At 40.6% G+C, this 22,149-nt stretch carries 18 protein-coding genes; 12 read left to right on the top strand and 6 right to left on the bottom strand.

Going from position 1 to position 22,149, the window contains the following annotated elements:
• Positions 1-9: 9 nt before the first annotated feature.
• Together L0657_RS04085 and L0657_RS04080 are read right to left on the bottom strand one after the other, a co-directional pair.
• Positions 10-3,363 (bottom strand): carboxypeptidase regulatory-like domain-containing protein, encoded by a 3,354-nt coding sequence (locus L0657_RS04085; protein ID WP_235149121.1) that lies wholly within the window; start codon positions 3,361-3,363, stop codon positions 10-12.
• Between the two features lie 320 nt (positions 3,364-3,683).
• On the bottom strand, positions 3,684-6,968 hold the full coding sequence (locus L0657_RS04080) for a carboxypeptidase regulatory-like domain-containing protein (RefSeq protein WP_235149120.1): 3,285 nt from the start codon (positions 6,966-6,968) through the stop codon (positions 3,684-3,686).
• A 377-nt stretch (positions 6,969-7,345) separates the two neighbouring features.
• Here L0657_RS04080 and L0657_RS04075 point away from each other — a divergent pair, with 377 nt between their 5' ends.
• Positions 7,346-8,116, top strand: coding sequence for an alpha/beta fold hydrolase (locus L0657_RS04075; protein WP_235149119.1), 771 nt, complete (start codon positions 7,346-7,348; stop codon positions 8,114-8,116).
• 128 nt (positions 8,117-8,244) lie between these two features.
• Here L0657_RS04075 and L0657_RS04070 read toward each other — a convergent pair whose 3' ends face one another.
• Positions 8,245-8,673, bottom strand: coding sequence for a hypothetical protein (locus L0657_RS04070; RefSeq protein ID WP_235149118.1), 429 nt, complete (start codon positions 8,671-8,673; stop codon positions 8,245-8,247).
• A 205-nt stretch (positions 8,674-8,878) separates the two neighbouring features.
• On the opposite strand from L0657_RS04070, the gene L0657_RS04065 reads away from it, so the two are divergent.
• The 7 genes from L0657_RS04065 to L0657_RS04035 all read left to right on the top strand — a co-directional run bounded on the left by L0657_RS04065 (position 8,879) and on the right by L0657_RS04035 (position 14,571).
• Positions 8,879-9,583, top strand: a complete 705-nt coding sequence (locus tag L0657_RS04065) for an SAM-dependent methyltransferase (protein ID WP_235149117.1) — start codon at positions 8,879-8,881, stop codon at positions 9,581-9,583.
• Positions 9,584-9,726: 143 nt separating this feature from the next.
• The gene (locus L0657_RS04060) at positions 9,727-10,443 is read left to right on the top strand and encodes a hypothetical protein (RefSeq protein WP_235149116.1); all 717 of its coding nucleotides are present in this window, start codon (positions 9,727-9,729) and stop codon (positions 10,441-10,443) included.
• 53 nt (positions 10,444-10,496) lie between these two features.
• Complete coding sequence (locus tag L0657_RS04055) at positions 10,497-11,192, top strand: hypothetical protein (protein WP_235149115.1); 696 nt, start codon at positions 10,497-10,499, stop codon at positions 11,190-11,192.
• 24 nt (positions 11,193-11,216) lie between these two features.
• Positions 11,217-11,915 carry a hypothetical protein gene (locus tag L0657_RS04050; RefSeq protein WP_235149114.1) on the top strand — a complete coding sequence of 233 codons (699 nt, stop codon included), beginning with the start codon at positions 11,217-11,219 and terminating at the stop codon, positions 11,913-11,915.
• A gap of 77 nt (positions 11,916-11,992) precedes the next feature.
• Positions 11,993-12,631, top strand: coding sequence for an MBL fold metallo-hydrolase (locus tag L0657_RS04045; RefSeq protein WP_235149113.1), 639 nt, complete (start codon positions 11,993-11,995; stop codon positions 12,629-12,631).
• An 84-nt stretch (positions 12,632-12,715) separates the two neighbouring features.
• Entirely contained in the window at positions 12,716-13,420 is a 705-nt protein-coding gene (gene pssA / locus L0657_RS04040; protein ID WP_235149112.1) for a CDP-diacylglycerol--serine O-phosphatidyltransferase, read from the top strand.
• A 149-nt stretch (positions 13,421-13,569) separates the two neighbouring features.
• Entirely contained in the window at positions 13,570-14,571 is a 1,002-nt protein-coding gene (locus tag L0657_RS04035) for a 3-oxoacyl-ACP synthase III family protein (protein WP_235149111.1), read from the top strand.
• Positions 14,572-14,696: 125 nt separating this feature from the next.
• Here L0657_RS04035 and L0657_RS04030 read toward each other — a convergent pair whose 3' ends face one another.
• Positions 14,697-15,056 carry a CoA-binding protein gene (locus L0657_RS04030; protein ID WP_235149110.1) on the bottom strand — a complete coding sequence of 120 codons (360 nt, stop codon included), beginning with the start codon at positions 15,054-15,056 and terminating at the stop codon, positions 14,697-14,699.
• Positions 15,057-15,198: 142 nt separating this feature from the next.
• On the opposite strand from L0657_RS04030, the gene L0657_RS04025 reads away from it, so the two are divergent.
• On the top strand, positions 15,199-15,771 hold the full coding sequence (locus L0657_RS04025) for an HNH endonuclease (RefSeq protein WP_235149109.1): 573 nt from the start codon (positions 15,199-15,201) through the stop codon (positions 15,769-15,771).
• 25 nt (positions 15,772-15,796) lie between these two features.
• On the opposite strand, the gene L0657_RS04020 is transcribed toward L0657_RS04025, so the two are convergent.
• Positions 15,797-16,093 (bottom strand): iron-sulfur cluster assembly accessory protein, encoded by a 297-nt coding sequence (locus L0657_RS04020; protein WP_235149108.1) that lies wholly within the window; start codon positions 16,091-16,093, stop codon positions 15,797-15,799.
• Between the two features lie 236 nt (positions 16,094-16,329).
• Between L0657_RS04020 and L0657_RS04015 the strand changes: the two genes are divergently transcribed.
• Together L0657_RS04015 and L0657_RS04010 are read left to right on the top strand one after the other, a co-directional pair.
• Positions 16,330-16,851 (top strand): hypothetical protein, encoded by a 522-nt coding sequence (locus tag L0657_RS04015; RefSeq protein ID WP_235149107.1) that lies wholly within the window; start codon positions 16,330-16,332, stop codon positions 16,849-16,851.
• 65 nt (positions 16,852-16,916) lie between these two features.
• On the top strand, positions 16,917-19,325 hold the full coding sequence (locus tag L0657_RS04010; protein ID WP_235149106.1) for an endonuclease MutS2: 2,409 nt from the start codon (positions 16,917-16,919) through the stop codon (positions 19,323-19,325).
• Positions 19,326-19,433: 108 nt separating this feature from the next.
• On the opposite strand, the gene L0657_RS04005 is transcribed toward L0657_RS04010, so the two are convergent.
• Positions 19,434-20,687, bottom strand: a complete 1,254-nt coding sequence (locus L0657_RS04005; RefSeq protein WP_235149105.1) for a sugar MFS transporter — start codon at positions 20,685-20,687, stop codon at positions 19,434-19,436.
• Between the two features lie 243 nt (positions 20,688-20,930).
• On the opposite strand from L0657_RS04005, the gene L0657_RS04000 reads away from it, so the two are divergent.
• Positions 20,931-22,061 (top strand): Gfo/Idh/MocA family protein, encoded by a 1,131-nt coding sequence (locus tag L0657_RS04000; RefSeq protein ID WP_235150425.1) that lies wholly within the window; start codon positions 20,931-20,933, stop codon positions 22,059-22,061.
• Positions 22,062-22,149: the final 88 nt, after the last annotated feature.

Here is a 22,149-nt window from a genome sequence, read left to right as displayed (position 1 = left end):
AAATCTGGTTTAGTTAAAGATATAACGGATACCGATTTGCGCTTGCCAAACGTCATTGATTGTTTGAGACTTCACGAAGGAATCTCTAACCAAAACAGGTACACCGTCGATATTTTGTGTCCCCATTCTGTATGATGGAAGCCCAGCAGCTGATACGCTGGCAAAGTTCAATGGGCTAACCAAAGTACCGTTTGATGCCGTTGCTACGTTTGAAACACCCCATTTGTTATTGATCATGTTACCGATATTAAAAACGTCAGCTCGCAAACGGATGATATTCTTTTTACCTTTTGAGCCAACTTTTACATAGAAATCCTGCTCAATTGTTAGATCGAAACGAGTTAACCAAGGATAAGCTCCGCCGTTACGTTCAGTATACTGACCTTTTCTTTTTGACAGATAAGGGTTGTTGTCAATATAATTCTGGAAAGCAGCTGTTTGTTCCTCAGGAGAGAAAGTATAAGTTTTTCCATTCACAGTGGTTGTCAACGTAGCAAAAGTCAACTCGGCTGCACTATTCGGAACGCGTAAAAGGTCATTATTTTGACCGTCACCGTTAAAATCTGTTGAACTGATATAAGACAATTTAGAGCCGCTCGCCGAAACTCCGCCAAGCGTAATCATTGTCGCTCCGCCAAATGTTCCGCCGTATTCTTTACGATAAGTAACATAACCTACAAACCGATGACGCAAATCATTTCCTGAATATGACATACCCAAATGATTTAAGCCATTGATACCAGGAACGTTACCTTCAACTGTACTCGAAACAGAAGCAATATCTCTCGCCTTTCCGTAGGTATAACCTAACATTCCACCAAGACCATTGATTGCAGGTTTTTCAAGTTTACCAGTCAACGAATAAGAATATCCCTTATCTGTGTTGGTTAAAACATAGACATTGGAAACTTTCGTATTAATTAAACGCGCAGAATTAATTGCAGCTGTTCCGGTTACACCCGAAGCAGGAAAACGATCACGCGTGTCAGGGCCAGTAAAATCTGCTGTTGCGTCTTTAAGGTTTACATCAATATAGCGAAGTGCATTATAATTTTTGTTCAGGATACCTTCAACAGTCGCTACAATACCCCAGCCAATCTGACGGTCAATTCCGATATTACTCTTCCAAACCTGAGGGAATTTCAAATCTTCATCAGAAGCATTTACCTGATAACCGGAAAGGGATGCTGTCGTCGCAGGAATAAAACGGGTTGGGTCTGTTGTGAATGGGAAAGCCGTTGTATTATTTCCAACTATCGTCGCAGAATTCACACCGTTGTTACCCAACTGATTTGAAATCAAAACGTAAGGAATTCTTGACAAGAAAAGTCCTGTTCCACCACGAACCTGCGTCATTTTGTCGCCAGTTACGTCCCAGTTAAATCCGATTCTTGGCGAGAAATAAACACGGCCCTTTGGTACATTTCCTGTATTTACCTTATAATCTGCACCGTTGTTATCTTTAAAAGTTAGAGCGGCAACGTCTGCGTTATAATATTGCTTAGAAGTGTTGGGGATTGTAATATAGTCAGCACGAACGCCCGCAGTAATTTTCAGATTTTTCGTAGCCTGGTATTCATCCTGAACATAAAGACTTGCTGTTTGTGTTTTAAATACTTGCCAAGGCGCGGCACCACCTGGAAGTAATGAATAACGATAGTTGAAACGAACAGCTTCAACTGGTGAAGTTGCAGCATTTGGATTATCAATAAAAGCCTGCGCTGCGGTTTTAAAATCTTCGATCGATTTATAAACATAAACCCCGTTTGAAGTTGGGAAGAACAAGTTGTTCGATTTGAAATGTTCGTATGAAGCGCCCAACGTCAAAGTATGTCTTCCGGCGTAATAAGTAAGGTTATCCGTAATATTTAATGTTGCGTAATCAAGACGGTTGTTCGGCGTAAAAGGATCTGAGCCAATCGAAGTGTATGTTGATCCATCTTTCTGAATTTCAATTGTCGGGAAGATAGCTGCCTTGTATTTTCTGTCTTCGATCTGCTTGTTATATGTTCCAATCAAAACGTTAGAAAACTTACCACCAAAATTAGAGTTTAATTCAACAACTGCGGAACGTGTGTTATCCTGAATAATATAACCTGTATTCTGTGGAGAAATTGCCAGAAGTGAGTTCGTACGGTTACCAAATCCTGCGGTATTACTACTATTGCTTTGGCTGATCAATACGTCCGAATCGGAGTCGTGATGAGAATAACGAACCGTCAGCTTATGGCTATCATTGATGTTCCAGTCAATACGTCCAAGAAATTTATTGCTTTTGTTTTCGTTATTGAAACCGTCCAGAGCTCCTATATCGTATCCAAATTTTTCCTGCATAAAAGATCCAAGATCTTCGAGATCTGCGGCTGTCGTACGAGAAACGTTATTCCCGCCAGACTGTCCACGGTTTAATTGATAATCAAGCGCAGGGCTTGAACGCTTTACAAATTCTCCGTTAACGAAGAAGAAAAGTTTATTTTTCACCAGCGGACCGCCAAGACGGAATCCAGTTGTTCTTTCATTGAATTCGTTAATCGTAAGATTATTTCCGTCTGCTTTATCGCCGGCCAGACTTTTATTTTTGAAAAAGTGAAATACCGAACCAGACAATTCATTAGTACCAGAACGCGTAACAGCATTGATACCGGCACCTGCGAAACCTGACTGGCGCACATCGAAAGGTGCAATATTGATCTGAACCTCTTCAATCGCATCCAATGAAATTGCTGATGAGCCTGTACGGCCACCTGCCGCAGCTTCGCTTCCCAAACCAAAACCATTATTAAAAACAGATCCGTCGATCGTGAAGTTGTTGTAACGACTGTCCTGACCTCCAAAAGACCTACCATTACTGTAAGCGTTATACTTTGTGATGTCATTCAAAGTACGGCCAAGCGTTGGCAAGCTGGTAATCAACCCTTTGTTAAAGGTTGTCGCGGCACCAGTCCTGTCTGAGCTGAAAATGTCGCTGCCAGAACCTGAAACCACCACTTCTTCCAGCTGCGTCCCCCCGTCGTTCAAAACGAAGTCAGCGTTGGCTACTGTTCCAAGGTTTGCATAGATATTTTCTTTTGTCTGATCGCTGAAACCAATGAAAGAAACCGCAACAGTGTAAGGACCACCAACTCGCACAGATGGAATTGTGTAAAAACCTTTTTCATTTGTAATAGAACCATATCGAGATCCTGATGGAACGTGAATGGCTACAACCGTTGCGCCGGGAAGCATTTCCCCTTTGCTGTCTGTGATCTGTCCGCTAATCGCAGAAGACGTTACCTGAGCTTGTACCTGCCCGCTCACTAAGGACAATAAAATCGCGAACAGCGTACAACACGCTGCTCTGAAAAGTAGACTTTTCAAATTCATAAATTTTCGGGGATTTTTGTAATGGAGTTAGATGCATCATTCAGTTTTTTTGAATGAATGTTTTCGCAAAATAATGGTTTTTTTAATTACAAAACAATGTACAATTCCCTACTTAAATTGTATACTTACGTATATAACATATCAATTTATTTAAATAATTAAGAATTAAATTTTAATAATTATATAAACGGCCAAATTTATTTAATCAGTGTTAATTTTGATTGGAAATTGATTTAAAAAAATAACGATACCTTTTCACAAGAAAAGCCCGCGTCTTTCGAAACGGGCTTTTCTTGTGATTTTCTAATAAATCTGGAAACTTAGAATGAATAACGCACGCCAAGTTGTGACTGCCAACGGGAAGTGAAATCGCTTACGAAGTAAGGTCTTCTTGTTCCATTGATATCATTCATGTTGTTAATGTTAAACTGCATACCCGGAGCGGCTGTTGTCGCTGTATAAGCTTTGCCATCCTGTGTCTGAGCGCCTGAGTTAACAACAGTAAACAAGTTTACACTCTGGTTGCTGGCGGTGTAATTTCTACCCCAGTCCTTGTTAAGCATATTTCCGATGTTAAGCACATCGAAGAAAATCTGCAATTTGTTTTTGTTTAGAATGAAATCCTGAGAAATTCTCAAATCAAAGTGATGTTCGAATGGAAGTCTGTCTTCGTTACGTTTCGAATTTTTACCCAAATTATCGCCAATGTATTTGTTTGCATTTGCAAAAGCCTGGAAATCTGCCCACTGCTGTGAAGCGGTAGCCCCGCTTCTGATATCAACAAAATTTGCTTCTGCTGCTGTCGCAGGAAGATATACCAATGTGTTTCCAGCTCCTGACGCAGATCCTGCGATGTCGTCACCGGTAATGGTTCTGCTATACAAATAAGACATTCTCTGACCAGACTGACCTGTGTAGATCAATGTGAAATTCGTAGCCAGGTTTTTTGAATATCTGAATTCTTTGCTGATTGTTCCAACGATACGGGAACCCATGTCAAAATTCGAGTTCGCAACATCCAGACGGTTCAAACCATTTGTTGTGTAAGCGAAACGCCAGTTAGAAAGTGCAACCGAACTTGTCAAATCTGTAAGTGATTTCGAGCGGCCATAAGTATAAGCCACAAATCCAGACCATCCTTTGCTAAGTGGCTTCTGAACCTGAGCTGTCAGGTTGTAGCTATATCCTTTGTTTGTATTCGTAAGAAGCAAAACATCAGAAAAACCAGAACTTGTTCTTTTTGTCCACAACGGACGGGTTGTTGGTCCTAATGTTACTGTTCCTTCACCGTTTTCACTGATGTTGATATTTTGGTAATTAGCGTTGTTAACGGTTTTCGTGAAAACTCCTTCCAAGCTACCAATCAATCCCCAAACACCCAGTTTCTGATCGACCGCTAAGTTTGCACGGAAAACCTGAGGGAATTTGAAATTCTTATCAATAACATTGATTACGTTAGCCGGTCTTGTTGTAGAACTTGGAATGAAAGCACCTAAGTGGGCATCATTCGGATCATAATTGAAAGAAATTGTACCTAACGAAGCTTGTGGTGCCGTATAATTAGTAGCTGCAATACCTGTATTTGACATCTGGTTGGAAATCCATACGAATGGAATACGACCTGTGAACAAACCTGCACCTCCGCGAAGCTGTGTCTGTGCATCACCTTTTACGTCCCAGTTAAATCCTACGCGAGGAGAGAACAAAGGAGTTGCTTTTGGCATTTGCTGCGTTTTCACGTCGAATGCTGCAAAAGTCTGGTCTTCGTTAAATGCTGCATTTTCAGCAGGTTTCTTGAAGAAAACCGGCAAATCAATTCTCAAACCATAAGTAAGTTTAAAGTTTGACTTTACAGACCAGACATCTTGTCCATACACACTGAATTGCGCTGCACTCAAATCAGCAGGAGCTTTATCGTTCGGATCTGTGCTGTTAGAGAATCCAACCTGATAAGAAGTTAAACCTCTGTTTGCTCTGAAATTGGCAATATTATTCGAGTTCGTATTGTTTGCCGCTCCGTATGCATAACTTCCGTAAAAGCCTTGAAGGAACAAGTTTTCACTACTGAAAAATTCATTGTTTGTTCCAAAAGTGAGCGTATGCTTTCCTTTATACAAAGTAAAGTTATCCGTCACTGTGAAAATATCCTGGTTCAAACCATTAACCTGAGAAGAGAAATCTGATCCGATGTTATACTGAATCGTTACTTTCTTATCAACGTCATAGTTATTGATTGTCAAACCCGGGAAGGCATTACTTGCTCTGCTGTCACGAACAGTATTGTAAGTGAAACGAAGTACATTGGATGCATTCGCGGAAAAACTACTGTTCAACTCTAAAACCGTTGAGTTCGATTTCGTTAAAAACTTGTAGCCGCCATTTTCAAAAACAACAGAATTAATACTTCTGCTTCTGATGTCATTGCTACCGTCAACATAATTGTGACGCAAAGTCAATGTATTTTTTTCGTTGATGTTCCAGTCCAGACGGGCAAACAAAGAAGTCGATTTATTTTCGTTGTTGATTGCACCGTATCCACCCGGATCGTAACCGTAAGTTTCTGTAATGAAACTTCTAAGTGCTGCCAAAGTATCTGCATTTGCATTTGAACCTGAACCAGCAACTGTTGGATCAAAAGCAAGTGGTGTCGATTTTACAAATCTTTCTGCATTGGCATAAAAAAACAATTTATTCTTGATGATCGGGCCACTGATACTTGCACCAAAAGTTTTGTTACTGAAATCAGGATACTTGTTTCTTGTAACTGATTCATTATATCCAGGGCTTTTTCCGATAAAACCTTCATTCTGGAACTGTCCGTAAACTGATCCGTGAAACTGGTTTGCACCGCTTTTCGTAACTGCATTAATACCACCACCAGTGAATCCACCTTGTGTTACGTCATAAGGAGACAACACAATCTGCATTTCCTGAATTGTCTCGATAGAGATCGGGTTAACATTTGCCTGGCCACCGTTAGTACCGGTTGCACCAAGACCGAAACCATCCGTTGCATTCGCACCATCAATTGTAAACTGGTTGTAACGGTTATTTTGTCCACCGAATGAAACACCGCTTCCAGCCGTATTCGCCTGTGGTGTCAGACGAGCAAAGTCATTAACACTTCTGCTGATTGTTGGTACACTCTGCATCAAACGCGATGAGATGAAAGTGGAAGTACCATTACGCGAAGTACTGATAAGATTTCCTTTACCACCAGAAACGATGACTTCACTCAGGTTTTGGGTACCATCTTCCAATGCAACATTAACTGTAACAGGAGTTCCCAAAGTAGTCGTTACGTCGCTAAGCTCTTTGGTGATCAGTCCGATGAAACTTACAGTAATTTTGTAAGGTCCACCAACGCGTAAGTTTGGTAAAGTATACTGACCTTTTTCAGAAGAAATTGTCGAGTAAACTGTTCCCGTTGGTTCGTGAAGTGCTTTAATTGTAGCACCCGGTAATGTTTCACCTTTTGTGTCAGTAATGAATCCACTGATCGTTGATGAAGTAACCTGCGCTTGTACTTTTCCGTTTAGGAAAGACAATGAAAATACGAACAGCAAAAGACTTGCTGCTCGGAAAAGTAAACTTTTCCTGTTCATGGAATTTGGGGATTTGATGAGAATTATTAGTAGGTTCACTAAAAAGTGATAGCTGATAATGCGTGCAAAATAATGGTATTTATAATTGTAAAACAATATTCCTAATCCTACTAAAATGCTATACTTGTAATCGCAACTACCTGATTCATTGAAAACATGCACGTTAACAACTAAAAAATGAAACATTTCCAATGTTAAGTTTTTGTTAACATTTTATAGCTTTCTTTTTTTTCTCTAATAAAAATCATGACGATCTTTGCGATTCAAATCACATTTCAGCTGAAATGTCACATTTGGTTACTAAGCCATTTGCGGACGAATTTATTATCTTCGGCATTATTATTGAAAACTAGACTTTTTTAATTTTTGCAAAGAATATGGAGCTTAATTACAAAAAAATAGGTGATACAGGAAAAACACTTATCATACTTCATGGTGTTTTCGGTTTTTTAGATAATTGGCTTACCATCGGCAAGACGATTTCGGAGCAGGGATTTATTGTCTATCTGGTTGATCAACGACACCATGGGCGTTCTCCACAAGAAGGTTCGCTTGACTTCCCTACCCTTGCCACAGATTTAAAAGAATTTATTAGTCAGCAAAAACTTGATAACCCGATTTTGATGGGTCATTCCATGGGCGGCAAAACGGTCATGGAATATGCTGTAAACAATCCGGAAACTTTCGAAAAGCTGGTTGTCGTTGATATTGCACCAAAGCAATATCCGATCCACCATACCAAAATACTTGAAGGCTTAAATGCAATACCGGTCGAAGAAATTGAAACCCGCCAGCAGGCTGATGATTTTTTAAGTACTTATGAACCGATTCTGGCAGTAAGACAATTTCTACTGAAAAATCTTTATAGAAAAGATGAAGGCGGTTTCGACTGGCGGTTTAATCTGCCCGTCTTGACGACCGATATGGCAAATGTAGGTGCAGAAATTATAAGTTCAACTCCAGTGGAAACGCCTGCACTATTTATTCGTGGGGCAAAATCAAATTATATTCTGGATGAAGATTGGGAAGATATATTGAAGATTTTCCCGAACGCGCAACTGGAAACAATCGAAAACGCAGGGCACTGGGTCCAGGCAGAACAGCCCAAGATATTTGTTGAACATTTGTTGAATTTCCTGAATAACTAATCTTTCGGAAAACTGCGTTTCATAGTCAGAGCTTTTCCAATATACTTAAAATACCCGGGGACTTTTGAATCTGCAGTGCCCGGGTATTTTTCAAAAGCATTTCAAAAGTTTCGGCTTTTTATTCCAATCTATTCCCTCCTGTATTTGTTCCGTGGATTCTGGCATTGCGCAATGATCATTTCGTCACCATTCATTTCGATATCCCAAACCGGGCACGGCGCACAAATGACTGTTGCGCAATCATTGACATAAGCAACGGCCGACTGAGGTTGGATCTCATAAGACCTATTATTGATCAATAAACTTTTCGGAGAACAGCAGCTGGCTTTCCCATCACCGTTCAATATCACGCCGTCGTACCTAAAAATAAGATATTCGGGTTGTAAAGTATTAACTGGCGTCCAGACTTTTTTTCCATTAACGGTTTGTTCAGTTTCCGTCAGAAGCCATTTACTATCGGAATTTGATGCCAAAGAATCTGGCTCCATCGCCTCTTTATTGTCGGCACACGCAAAGCCAATGATCAAAAACAGAGGAATGTAAAATAATCGTTTCATAGGTTACTTTTTTCTTAAAGATGCACTTTTGGCTTGATTGGTTGGAACTCAATCAAAAAACCAACTCAAAAACGCGAATTTACCTGGATAACACGATTGAAAAATTTGAAATAGCGCAAAGTAAAGCGGCGTTTCATAGCTTTGCATTTTATTTACAGATTCAGATTCCGGACAATGAATTCGGATAGAATCAAAAAAGCATAAAATGAGTCAGTCAGAAATAACCTTATATTTAATCCCGACCGTTCTGGCAGAAGGAACGAGCGATAATGTATTAAGCCCCCAAATAAAAGATGTGATTGCCAACGTCGACGTGTTTTTTGTTGAAGATATACGGACAGCCCGCCGTTTTATCAGCAGCCTGAAACTTGGAAAAGTGATTGATAATATCACATTTTTCGAATTGACAAAAGATACACCAAGAGGGGAAACGAGAGACCAGATCAAGAGTCTCACCCAAAACGCAGGAATTATTTCAGAAGCAGGTTGTCCAGGTGTGGCCGATCCTGGCTCTGTCGCTGTCGACTTTGCGCACCAGGTTGGCATCAGGGTTGTGCCGCTTGTCGGGCCATCATCCATATTACTTGCACTCATGGCGTCGGGTATGAGCGGACAATCTTTTGTTTTTCACGGGTATCTGCCGATTGACAAAACGGAAAGAAAAAAAGCGGTCAAACAGCTTGAACATGATGTCCTTGAAAAAAATCAGACGCAGATTTTCATGGAAACGCCGTTCCGTAATAATTCATTTCTGGACGCACTGCTGGATTCCTGCCAAATTGATACCTTGCTTTGCATCGCTTCAAATATCACGTCGGACGAACAATTTATCGAAACACACCCGATAAAATACTGGAGAAAAAACAAGCCGGATCTTCATAAGCAGCCAACAATATTTTTGATCGGTTAATTTTTATACAAACCCGCTTAGCCTCAGCGTTAAAGCGTGAGAAGAGAAAAATCTTCGGTCATTTTTCCAACCAATAGCCCGCATTTTGAATCCTGATTAGCGACAGTTAATTAAGTTTATTTATCAAAATGCAATTTAAAGCTATGAAAAAATGGTTTGTTTTGGGTGGTTTGGCTTTGGCAGTGAGTATGTCTGCCTGTGATGACAATGGGGAAATAATCCGTTCAGGAATTATTATTGAGTCTGACTTTGAACAAAACACAAATAACTGGGAAGCTGATCTGACAGAATACAGCACAGCAACTGATACATCGATCATTGAATTCAGGTCAGGCAGAACACCGCTTCCGGAACCCCTGGACAAAAAGCGTTCGGCATTTATGCTGCAAAGCCACAACAGGAGCGACGATATGTTTATGTTTCTAAAAAGAAAAGTAAACGGTTTGAAAGCCAACCAGACTTATACGGTTGTATTCAATATTGAATTGGGAACAAATTATCCTGCCAGCGGCATTGGTGCCGGTGGTTCCCCAGGCGGCGCGGTCTATTTGAAAGCAGGCGCGTCGACGATCGAACCTGCGAAAAAACTTGAAGACGGTTTTTACCATTTTAATCTTGATAAAGGAGCACAGTCGGAGGAAGGAAAAGATTTTTTGATTCTTGGCAACATTTCGAACGGCCTGGATGAGGAGAATTATAAGATTGTTATGCGTGACAACGCGGCAAAACCTTTTGAGGTGAAAGCAAATGCCAACGGAGAAATCTGGCTGTGCGTTGGAACGGATTCGGGATATGAAGGTTTAACAAGATTATACTACGACAAAATCAAAACGACGATTGCCGAAAAGGTAATAAATTAGTCCGTCGTCTCCATAATTCGACTAGTTTTGTCTACGCAAAGAAAATTAATTTGATGAAGAAATATTTGACGTGGGCAAAACTAGTAATTTTGTTAAGCCTGTCAGCCTGCAACAGTGAGGAAAGGAATAATGTGGATCCAATCAGGACCATGACCTCGGAATTTCAGTCGGGCGTGGAGGGATGGACCGGCGATTATGCCCTTTACAACCGGGCCGATACGACAGAAGTGGCGTTTGCCATGGAGCGCGATTCTCTGCCAAGTGATATTGATTCACTAAAATGGAGTCTTAGATTAGAAGGAACAAATGTTGGCGACAGCATTTTTCTCTTTCTCAAAAAAGAAATTGCCGGACTTAATCCGGAAAAAACTTACGACGTATCTTTTGATATAAACCTCGCTACGAATTTCCCTGACCTTCCTGGTGCTGTTGGCACGACAATTAATTTAAAAGCTGGCGCTTCAGCTTCGGAGCCGGTGAAAAGACTATCAAACGGATATTATAACCTTTCTATAAAAAAAGGATTATGGAACCAGGATGGTGCTGAAATGTCTATTATTGGTAATTTGATCAATAATTCTGCAAGACCGGTATATCAGCTGGTCAATCGTAACAGCAGTTCAAAAAACATCTCTGTAAAACCAGGCAGCGATGGAAAAATCTGGGTTTGCATCGGGGAAGATACGCGTTATAAAGGTAGAACCGTTCTTTATTATGATATGATAAAAGTTACAGTTCGGGAACAATAATTGGATTAAAGTAGATTGATAAGCATGAAAAAGTGGATCGTATTTATGGGTTTGATTATGGCCATTTATTTTGTTGCGTGTAATAACGCTGCGGATCCGCTGCCTATCACCTTCTTTGACAGCACCTTTCAGGAGGGTACAGATGATTGGACCGGAGATTTTGCTTATTATGAATCCGGACAAGATTCCGCAGTAAATTTCAATATCTCTCTTGCCGACATACCTTTCAGAACCGACAGCACTTTACGTGGCCTGCGCGTCGAAGGAACAAATACAGGTGACAGCCTTTTCTGGTTTATCAAACGGAAAATAACAGGCCTGGATCCTACATTGACTTACAAAGTTGCATATAGAATAAATTTATCAACGAGCTATCCTGATACCGTAGGCAGTTCCGGAAGACTTACCCATATTAAAGCCGGTGCCTCGACGGAAGAACCGAAAAAAGTATTGTCTTCTGGTTACTACAATACATCTATTTTGAAGGGAACATTTGGCAGAGACGGAAAGGAAATGCTTGTTCTGGGAAATGCAGGAAACAGAATTGATTCTGTTGCTTACCGAAGCATTGTGAGAGATAATGCAAATCTCGCCGTGGAAGTAAAACCAAATGCGGCAGGAGAAATCTGGCTATGTGTGGGAACTGAAACCAAATACAAAGGAAAAATTTTGCTATTTTTTGACCGCATTTATGCAGCTGTAAGTGAAAAACGCGACTACTAAGCGCTGTTTACATTCTGTTTCGTAACTTCGCACAGATATACCGCCGGGAATTCTCCCACTTTTTTACGTTTGAAATCATGATACAGATTAAATCTTTTGTTTTCAATCCTTTCTCGGAAAATACGTATTTATTGTATGATGAAACCAACCAAGCAATAATTATCGATCCGGGCTGTTACGACAAAGCTGAGTATCAGCAACTTTACGATTTCATTGAAAACAATGCGCTTAAACCAGTCAGAATTGTCAATACCCACGCGCATATTGATCATGTTCTGGGAGTAGCTGCGGTTAAAGCAAAATATGATATTCCGTTTTCATTGCATAAAATCGATGAACCTTTATTGAAAGCGGTCAAAACCTATGCATCCAATTATGGCTTTTCAGGATTTGACGAACCAGAAATTGATTCGTACTTTGATGAAGGCGATGTCGTAACCTTTGGAAATTCTTCCCTTCGGCTGATCTTCGTTCCCGGTCATGCTCCCGGCCACGTGGCTTTTATAAATGACGAGCAGCAATTTGTAATTGGAGGTGATGTGCTTTTCAGACAAAGTATTGGTCGGACAGATCTTCCGGGTGGTGATTTTGATACATTAATTGATAGTATCAAATCCAAACTTTTTATGCTAGCGGATGGTTACACTGTTTATGCGGGCCATATGGAGCCAACGACCATTGGATTTGAAAAGAAAAATAATCCGTTTTTGAAGTAACTTTTGCGATAAATTACTAAAAGTTATTTCGAATACAATTTTTTTCAAAGACCCGCACCTCAACCCTGTACTGAAAATTATAAAATGTTTCTTCGTCATATTCCAAACGTACTTACTTGTCTTAATCTGCTTTGCGGATGTATCGGTGTGGTCGAGGCGTTTCATAATAACATTGTAATATCCTGCGGTCTGATTGGAGTGGCGCTCATTTTCGATTTTTTTGATGGCTTCGTCGCACGAATCCTTAAAGTAAGTTCACCGATTGGCCGAGACCTGGACTCACTCGCTGATATGGTCACATTCGGACTTTTGCCTTCTATTATTATCTACCAGTTATTAATGCAAAGTATTCCTGATCTGATGGGGATATGGAAAGCATATCCGGCTTTTTTAATTGCGATTTTTTCTGCTATCCGTCTGGCTAAATTCAACAATGACCCACGCCAGAGCGATTCCTTCATCGGCGTACCAACTCCTGCAAATGCTTTGTTGATCGCGTCTCTTCCTGTCATTGTTCTGACACAGGACGAATACTGGAAAACACTGATTGTCAATACAAACAATCTACTGATTCTGACAGTTGTCATGTCTTATCTACTTATTGCCGAGATAAAACTTATTGCTTTAAAATTCAAATCATTCGGCTGGCAGGGAAATGAATTCCGCTATTCATTTCTTGTACTAACCGTTTTACTTCTCGCCTTTTTAAAAATTCTTGCCGTTCCGCTAATTTTAGTATTCTACATCCTTTTATCTGTTACAGCCAATCTTACTAAAAAAAGCGCTTGAATTGGTAACAAAGACTTTTTGTTGCAAATTTGCGCTGGACCGGACAAATCCGTATTTAAATCACTGATAGGTAAAGTGTAACTATCGGAATACTGACTTCCATGGTCTGATTTTAGTGAATTGCTTTAAGTACACAAATTAAATCCCGCATGACATTTTCCCGTATTACCGGCCTTGGCTATTATGTTCCTGACAACATTGTTACAAATGAAGACCTGACCAAATGGATGGAAACGTCCGATGAATGGATTCAGGAAAGGACGGGCATAAAAGAGCGTCGGTATTTTGAATACGGAAAAGATACCAATTACAGTATGGCTGCGGCCGCCTCAAAGCAGGCACTCGAAAGAGCAGGAATCGATGCGAGCCAGGTTGACGTTATTGTCTACGCAACCATCACACCGGATTATTTTTTCCCCGGCTCTGCCTTTTTGATGCAGAGAGAATTAGGCATGAATGGTATACCCGTCATCGATATCCGTCAGCAATGTTCGGGGTTTGTTTACGCGCTTTCAATTGCCGACCAATTTATAAAATCAGGAATGTACAAAACTGCGCTGGTCATTGGCTCGGAAATCCAATCTTCCTGGATTGACAAAAGTACTGCCGGCAGAAATACAGCTGTGATTTTTGGTGATGGTGCAGGCGCGGCGGTTTTACAAGCAACCGCAGATGAAAATCACCGAATTTTATCAACACATTTACATGCTGATGGAAGGTTCGCGGAGGATCTTTTCGTGAAAGAACCTGGAAGCAGCCGGCCGGGAAGAACTGCCACAACTGAAATGATTGACGAAGGAGGATTTAATGTCCATATGAATGGAAACACCGTTTTCAAACATGCTATCGTCAGGTTCGGGGAAGTGATCAACGAAGCACTGGATGCAAACGGATTTAAATCTTCGGATGTGAACGTGCTGGTGCCTCATCAGGCAAATATTCGCATCAGTGAGTATGTTAGGCAACAGATGGGACTTTCTGAGGAACAGGTAGTCAACAATATCCAGCGCTTCGGTAACACAACTGCCGCCTCCATTCCTATCGCACTTGCGGAGGCGTGGGAAGCCGGGAGGATAAAAGATGGCGATCTTGTATGTCTGGCAGCTTTTGGAAGTGGGTTTACGTGGGCATCAGCGCTAATCAGGTGGTAGAGAACCACTGACGCAGGTATAGGTTGTGTTTTTTAACCAAATTCTGTTGATAAAAAAATCCATTTGTACTAAAAAGTAACCGGTATTAAAGAAAATTTTTTCTGTTACCGGGCGCCAATTTATTTTCAGTATTGTCCTGTTGAAAGCATCACCAATGTACACGCTCTGACTGGTATGATATTTTTAGAAACTAGAATATCTTCAAACTCGCGGTTTTCTGTACCAGGATTAAAAATAACCCGTTCTGGATTCAGGGAGACGATATAATCGTAATAAGCAGTTTGAATACCCGGATTAATATATAAAGTAACAGTGTCAATATTTTCCCAGGGTAAAGGTTGAATATGGATTTCCTGCCCCGCTACTTCCCCCTTTCTACGGCCAAGTAGTAAAACAGAATTTCCCATCGCTTTTAATTTTTGGGCTGCCAGAAAAGAGTATCTCGATGGATTAGTTGACGCGCCGATGATGAGTGTAAGTTTCATTGTCAATTTTTAAATATGAAAGAAGTAAGTAAATCTTTTGTTTTTAAAACGTTCATTACTAGTATTAAGTCTTCAATATATAGTATTACTTGATTGCATTAATATTTAAAAAGTTTCCAATACAATAATCGAATGTTAACTAATGAATGAGCCAACGATAAGCCGGAGTTTTTGGAATGAGAAATGGGCTAAAATTATATTCGCCGAAATTGAAAATGCGCCTCATTATGAAGTGTCGAACTATGGAAGATTGAAAAGCTTTCAAAATAATCCTAAGGACGGCGCAATTATTAAAGGATCAGTTATCCAAGGATACCGTTCTTTAAATATCCGTGCTGCCGGAGGTAAGACGATCAACAGATATGTTCATAAGCTTGTTGCAGAACATTTTGTGAACAAAGCAAGTGATGAGCATACCTTTGTAATTCATACAGATTTTGAAAAACAGAACAACTATTACGAGAATCTAAGATGGGTTACGAAGACAGAGATGATTGATCACAATCGTGAAAACCCTGCCTTTATAAATCGTGTGATCCCGCGCAGAACAAAGAACTATAAACTAACGGAAAGCAAGGTTCGGATTATTAAAAAGTTGCTTAAAAATGACAATAACCGCTTGAAAATGATTGCAAAGCAGTTTGGCATTACACATACGCAATTGAACAGAATACGCTCAGGAGAAAACTGGAAACATGTAACTATTGAAGACTAATAATGGTTAAGTTTTTCTTGGTATTTCATTTCTTCTCGGGAGTGGAAACCGTATAACCGCTCCCGTTCATACCCTCTTCATAATCGACCAGAACGCCAAGCACATACATTAAATGTCTTTTGTCGATGATTACTTTAACATCATCTATTTTATAAACTTGATCAAAGTCAGAAGCTGTATCGAAACCGAGTAAAAATGTCCCACTGCAAGCGCCGCCGCGTATGCCTACTCTCAGCCCATATGTATCGGGAATTTTGTTCGCCTGCAGTGTTGTAACTATTTCAGTTTTGGCCTTACTCGTAAGCTGAATTGGGTTTTCCATGTACTCGGTTAATTAAATTTCTTCTGCATCACGAATTTACATTGCGATTTTTGAAGACATCATTATAAAGCGGCAAAACTTTGACTACCCTCACAAATGGCTGGAGTAAAGATTTCCTAAGTGCTAACAGCAAACTACACCTTTCAATTCGCTTTTAATTTATTTTCTTCCTTCTTTTTTCGTTTATCTTGTAATTTTACGTTTCATCCCGAAACTAAATTACCGCTAACCAGGCTATGGAATTTTATTTGTTACTAAGTGTCGTGATCATTGGTGCTATTTTCACCTATGGAATATACATGACGATTACACAAGTTGCTGAAAAAGTTTTTCAGAAACAGCGTTTTGATTTACATAATAAAAATACAGAAATAACGCTGCCTTTGCGCCTGCAAGCCTATGAACGAATGTGTCTGTTTTTAGAACGAATCACACCCAATAATTTGTTACTAAGATTGGTACCATCCGCATCTAATGCACTGGAATTACAACACATTCTGCTACATGAAATACGTGAAGAATTTAATCATAATCTTGCTCAGCAAATTTACATCAGCGAAGAATCTTGGGGACATATCGTAAACGCCATGAATGAGATTGTTTCCGTAATTAATCAGGCTGCACCGGAAGTGGAGTCTGAGGCTGCGGCTTCCGAACTGGCAAAAAAGATTTTCGCTCAGGTTATTACCAAAGAAACGCAACCTACAACCCATGCACTTTCTTTTCTTAAACAGGAAGTTCAGGGTGTATTTAAGTAAATAATTATCACGGCTGAAAACATCATCAATAAAATCCCGGTCGTCCAAAATTCGAATTACAGGAAATGTTATACCCCAATACTATTGAGCAAAAGTTAGGTTTCGATAAACTGCGTGAGCTTTTAAAAGAAGCTTGTATAAGTCCGCTTGGACGCAGTTATGTTGAAAAAATACGCTTTTCAGACAACTTCGGGATGGTTGAAAAACTGGTCAGCCAAACCGCCGAAATGAAAAAAGTGATGGAAATCGGTGAAGATTTCCCATCACAAAATTATCTGGACGCGACGCCTTTTTTAAAACGTGCGGCCATTGAAGGTATGCTTTTAACACTGGAAGAATTTTCAGACTTGAAAGCTTCCCTGCAAACCATTCGCCTTTGTCTTCGTTTTTTCGAAAATCAGGAACCAGAATTATTTCCACTTTTAAGTGAATTCGCAAAAACTGTTCGTGTTGACAGAGCGATTACAGATTCTATTGATAAAATAATTGACGACCGCGGACAGATACGCGACACAGCTTCACCCGAATTAGCAAGGATCAGAAAAAAATTGATATCAGAACAAGCAGGTATCAGAAAGAAACTTGATACGATGCTTCGCACAGCTAAAAGCAGCGGCTGGATCACCGAAGATGTTTCGCTGACTGTAAGAAACGGCCGGATGGTTATACCGCTTGCAGCCGAGCATAAGCGTAAATTGAAAGGTTTTATTCACGATGAGTCATCGACAGGACAAACTGTTTTTATAGAACCGACTGATGTTTTTGAATCCAACAACGAAATTCGTGAGCTTGAATATGAAGAGCGCCGGGAGATCAACCGGATATTAATGCATCTTACGGATCAGCTTCGGCCCTTCGTCCCTGACTTACAAAAGGCATATGCATTTTTGGGATTGATGGATTTTCTTCGGGCAAAAGCGAAAATTGCCATTCAGATGAATGCAACAAATCCGACTTTTGTGAACAAACAGTTCATTGACTGGAAAGATGCGCGGCATCCGCTACTCCATTTATCCTTTCAAAAGCAAGGAAAAAAAGTTGTTCCGCTGAATATTGAATTACAGGATAAACAGCGCATATTAATCGTTTCCGGACCGAATGCCGGAGGAAAATCTGTTTCGCTGAAAACGGTCGGTTTAATCCAGTATATGCATCAATGCGGGTTGCTGGTTCCCATGGCTGACGGTTCTTCGATCGGTTTTTTCCAGAATATTTTTATTGATATCGGTGATGAACAATCACTGGAAAATGATTTGAGTACATACAGCTCACATCTTACCAACATGCGTTATTTTCTGACGCTGGCAAATAAGAGGACGTTATTTTTGATTGATGAATTCGGAACCGGAACAGAGCCGGGACTTGGCGGTGCCATTGCAGAGGCAATTCTGGAAGATCTGACCAAGTCTGGTGCCTATGGAGTTATCAATACGCATTACACAAATTTAAAGGTTCTGGCAGACAAAATGGAAGGTCTGGTAAATGGTGCGATGCGATTTGACGGAGAACATCTGGAACCAATTTATCAGCTTGAAATTGGAAGACCGGGAAGTTCATTTGCATTTGAAATTGCATCGAAAATCGGGTTGCCAAACACGGTGATAAATCGTGCAAAAGAGAAACTCGGTAAACAACAGGTCAGTTTTGAAAAACTGTTGAAAGAGCTGGATATTGAACGGAAGGTTTTTGCAGAGAAAAATATTGAGGTGGGTATTAAGGAAAGAAAACTTTCGCAGCAACTTTCAGAATATACCAAACTAAAATCCAGTCTTGAAAACAACGAGAAAAAACTTGTTAATGACGCGAAACAAAAAGCCAAAAATCTGATTGCAGATGCCAATCAGCTGATTGAAAATACGATTCGGGAAATTAAGGAAAATAAGGCGGAGAAGGAAAAAACCAAAACTGTCAGGACAGAGCTGGAAAAGTTTGGCAAGAAAAATCTTGTTCTGGAAGAAGTTGAAGAACTTCCGTCTGAGGATAGCGTTTTCGAACCGGAAGATGGAGCGATAACGATCGGAAGTTATGTGAGAATTACCGGACAAACTGCCATTGGTGAGGTATTGGCGCTGAAAGGAAAAGATGCGGAAATACGTATTGGTGATCTGAAATCCAATATCAAACTCAACCGTCTTGAAAAAGTTTCCAACAAAACTTACAAAGCTGCAACAGGTGAGAAGAAATTAAAAGTCGCTTCAAAAGGCGTTGACCTGAACGAGCGGATGATGAATTTCAGCTTTAATCTGGATATTCGTGGAAAACGTGGGGAAGAGGCGCTGGGTGTGCTGGATTCTTTTATGGATAACGCGATTATGCTCGGATACGACGAACTTCGCGTGGTACATGGAAAAGGAGACGGAATTTTGCGGACGCTGGTACGCAATCATTTGCGCGGCTATTCCCATGTTTCAAGTATGCAGGACGAGCATCCGGACCGCGGCGGTGCCGGAGTTACAATTGTTAAGCTAAAATAATTTTCATAATTACACAGAGGTCAAAGAGCAAATAAAGAGGGCCACAGAATTAAATTTCTCTGTGGCCCTCTTTTTTAAAGTCATTTTACCTCTGTGCAATCTAGGAATTTATAGCTGCGGCTGCTGCGCCAATTGCGCTTCGTCCACATGCCCACCAGATTTTGGATTTCCTTTCCATGCCCATAAGATGATAAACGCTACGATCAATATCAGCGGGAAAGTTAACATAGTTGCAAGTGTTGACTGACCAGCTGCAAGTTCAAGTGCCGGTCCTGTAAGTCCTTTTGCAGCATTTTCAGCATGCGCCTCATCGATCCATGAACCGATAAATGGTTGAAAGATCGAAGTTGACAACATCCCTACACCACCGATAATTGACATTCCCAACGCACCGCTCAAAGGCACGCGCTGAGCAACAAAACCGATCATGATTGGCCAGTTGAAACATACGCCAAGACCGAAAATCACAGCTGCGAGATATGCAATTGGGCCGGTTACGGTACTAAACATATAAATTCCTATCGCCGCTAGAATTGAACCGCCAAACAAAACGCCTGTTTGTCCCAGACGGGATACTACTGGTCCTGTGAAAAGTCTTCCCAGTGTCATCACACCGAAAGTTAATGCCAAAACTAACATTGCATCTGCTCCACTACTGCTTAAAACAACTGTAACCCACTGGTTAGGACCAAACTCAGTAATGGCAGTCATGGCCATGCAGCAGAATATGAAAATATATAACGGAGTAAGCATCGCCTGGAAGTTTTTCGCGATTGAAGTTACACCTTCCACTTTTGGTTTAGGGAACGCCTGACCAAAGAACAAGAATGCGTAAACAACCGTAGGAAGCATCAATATCCAAATCTGAGTCTGCCATGATGAACCTGCACTTGTCATAAATTTGGAGATCAAACTACCGATCACGATACCGCCCGGAAACCACATATGGAACCGTCCAAGCATTTTATTCAATTTGCTGCTGGTATACATATCTGCGATCATCGGGTTACAAGCTGCTTCTGTACAACCGTTTCCAAATCCGATAAAGAATGTTGAAACCAATAAACCAGCGTAACCGCCTGCATAAATTGTAAGTAAGATACCCAAAGTATGTGCTACAACTGCGACCTGCATAATGATTTTAGGTCCTACGGAGTGATAAACAATACCACCAATAACCATTGAAATCGGGAATCCGAAAAAGAACATTGAGTTGATAAAGCCTAACTGCTCAGCTGACAGGCCGAATTCTGTTCCTAACTGGGGAAGGATACCTGCCCTGATACTGAAGGAAAAGGCCGTGGTAATAATGGCAAGACAACTGGCGAGAAACAGCCGGGAATGATTAACAGTTTGAGCCATGTGAGCTAAAGGTTTTAATATTTAAGTGAAATAAAGGTTAATACGGATTGTTATAATTTTTGTGTAAGATTTTCACAAAAAAAACAAATAATTGCTAATTCTACTACTCAATCTTCATTTTGAGACACATTTTTTCTATGTTAAATATATCTTTGTAAGAAGTAAGAGTGACCGATACTACTCTTATTAATGTAAAATCTTTTTAGAAACTTTAAACCCAGAGGAATGTCACGAAAGATAAGGATGGGTATGGTGGGCGGAACACTCGACGCTTTTATCGGCGGTGTTCACCGTCGTGCCGCTATCATGGACGGAGAAATTGAACTGGTTTGCGGTGCTTTTAGCTCGTCTCCCGAGAAATCGAAAGAAACTGGAAGAGCCCTTTATTTACCCGATGAGCGCGTTTATGCTAATTTTGAGGAGATGATCCTTAAAGAAAAAGAGCTTCCCGAAGGTGAACGCATGGATTTCGTTTCCATAGTAACTCCTAATCACGTTCACGCTGCCCCTACAAAGCTGGCTCTTGAAAATGGTTTTCACGTAGTATGTGATAAACCCATAACACTAACTGTTGAGGAAGCAGAAGAAATTGTTGAACTGGTGGAAAAATCCGGTTTGGTATTTTGCCTGACCCACAATTATACTGGATATCCTATGGTGAAAGAAGCAAAAGAAATGATTGCTTCGGGTGCCATTGGAAAAGTTCGTAAAGTTATTGTAGAGTATCCGCAGGGATGGCTGTCTACATTGGTGGAAGTAACCGGAAACAAACAAGCTGCATGGAGAACTGACCCGAGCAAATCAGGTGCGGGTGGAGGCTTGGGTGACATTGGAACGCATGCTGAAAATCTTGCTGAATATATCACAGGACTGAGAATTACTCAACTTTGTGCAGATCTTACAATTTTCGTTGAAGGCCGCCAGCTTGATGATGACGCCAATGTTTTGCTTCGTTTTGACAATGGTGCAAAAGGTATTCTTCAAAACAGCCAGATTGCTAATGGAGAGGAAAACGACCTGAATATTCGTGTTTATGGAGAAACAGGAGGTTTACAATGGAGACAGATGGAACCTAATACACTGATCCATAAAACTCAGCAAGGCGTCAGACTAATTCGCACAGGAGTTGGTAATCTGTCAAAAGCTGCCCAGGTTCATACCCGGATTCCGGCCGGTCACCCGGAAGGATATTTTGAAGCCTTTGCTAATCTTTACCGCAACTTTGCACTGCATGTCCGCGCGCACTGGGACGATAAAAAGGTTGATCCGGTTTATGATTTCCCAACTGCTCAGGATGGTTTACGTGGCATGAAATTCGTGCAAACTGTCATCGCTTCTGATAAATCTGATACAAAGTGGACAACATTTGAGTAGATGTCGCAAGAAACTATATTTGAAGATCGGAACTTGTTCTGGTCTTCTTTTTGAATTTTGAGCATATCCCATACCTTTAAAATATTTT

It is taken from the genome of Dyadobacter sp. CY345, assembly GCF_021502725.1.
In the GTDB taxonomy this organism is placed as follows: Bacteria; Bacteroidota; Bacteroidia; order Cytophagales; family Spirosomataceae; genus Dyadobacter.
This window is presented reverse-complemented; position numbering and strand designations above follow the sequence as displayed.